This is a genomic window from Flavobacterium psychrotolerans, assembly GCF_003097635.1.
In the GTDB taxonomy this organism is placed as follows: Bacteria; Bacteroidota; Bacteroidia; order Flavobacteriales; family Flavobacteriaceae; genus Flavobacterium; species Flavobacterium psychrotolerans.
The window spans coordinates 1-1231 of sequence record NZ_QCZI01000048.1 but is presented as its reverse complement, the minus strand read 5'-3'; the positions used below and the strand labels follow the sequence as shown (position 1 = coordinate 1231).

Annotated in this window: 2 protein-coding genes and 1 pseudogene; 1 reads left to right on the top strand and 2 read right to left on the bottom strand. The window is 58.4% G+C overall.

Annotated elements, in window-relative coordinates; genetic code table 11:
• The coding region (locus DB895_RS14125; protein WP_243694685.1) for a recombinase family protein at positions 1-369 on the bottom strand (369 nt) is incomplete at its 3' end.
• Positions 370-523: 154 nt separating this feature from the next.
• Positions 524-958, bottom strand: coding sequence for a mercury resistance transcriptional regulator MerR (locus tag DB895_RS14120; protein WP_032490487.1), 435 nt, complete (start codon positions 956-958; stop codon positions 524-526).
• Here DB895_RS14120 and DB895_RS14115 point away from each other — a divergent pair.
• Positions 930-1231: pseudogene (locus DB895_RS14115) on the top strand (hypothetical protein); the annotation flags it as partial. The gene DB895_RS14120 and the pseudogene DB895_RS14115 overlap by 29 nt on opposite strands.

The following is a 1231-nucleotide window of genomic DNA, read 5'->3' as shown; positions in this document are numbered from 1 at the left end:
GAACACCTGGAACAGGAATTCGCCCGAGGGCGTCGTAGTGTCCAGGTTCTCTGTCAGCGAGCGGAACGCCACCCGCTTGTCCTTGAGCGAAGTCACAATGGCGAGCAGGTGCGACAGCGAGCGACCGAGCCGGTCGAGTTTCCACACCACCAGCACATCGCCGGCTCGAACGAACTCAAGCGCCCGCGCCAAGCCGGCACGGTCATCCTTCGCGCCAGAGGCACGATCCTCAAACAGGTGACGCGGATCGACGCCGGCGGCGAGCAGCGCGTCGCGCTGCAAGTCCGTGCTCTGGCGGTCGGAGTCCGACGACACGCGCATGTAGCCAACCAACATAGGCGGATAACCATCAAAAACAGGTTTCCGCATAATAGTGAATAGCGATAGAGTTTTCCGTACATTTTTGAGGGGGTGTTGCACAGGTAGCTGTCATTTTCAGAAGGTGACTGCACGGAATATCAAGAGTCGGCTGCACAGTCTTTTCTGATCTGTGGTCGTCTCAGAAAACGGAAAATAAAGCACGCTAAGCTGTGGAAGCCCCTGCCAAGCTCGTTCCACCTTGCAACGACGCAATCAGCGGACACGAAACATTCCCCTGCCGCGAATGGCAGGCGCACACCAGGTCAGACAGCACAGCCTCCATGCGCGCCAAATCGGCCATCTTCTCGCGCACGTCTTGGAGCTTGTGCTCGGCCAGGCTGCTGGCCTCCTCGCAGTGGGTGCCATCGTCGAGCCGCAACAGCTCGGCAATCTCGTCCAGACTGAACCCCAGCCGCTGTGCCGATTTCACGAATTTCACCCGAACCACGTCCGCCTCCCCATAGCGGCGGATGCTGCCGTAAGGCTTGTCCGGTTCCGGCAACAGGCCCTTGCGCTGATAGAAGCGGATTGTCTCCACGTTGACCCCGGCCGCCTTGGCAAAAACGCCAATGGTCAGGTTCTCCAAATTATTTTCCATACCGCTTGACTCCGTACATGAGTACGGAAGTAAGGTTACGCTATCCAATTCAAATTCGAAAGGACAAGCCGAGGAAGGTAGCAGACGACTCATTGGGGTACAGGCAGTGGCCCCGGAAGCGGGCGAGCTGATCCAGACGGCGGTGCTCGCGATCCGTAACCGCATGACCGTACAGGAACTGGCTGACCAGTTGTTCCCCTACCTGACGATGGTCGAGGGGCTGAAGCTCGCGGCGCAGACCTTCACCAAGGATGTCAAACAATTGTCCTGCTG

Coding starts and splice junctions, on each gene's coding strand:
- DB895_RS14120 (WP_032490487.1), bottom strand. CDS start 958: ATGGAAAATAATTTGGAGAACCTGACCATTGGCGTTTTTGCCAAGGCG.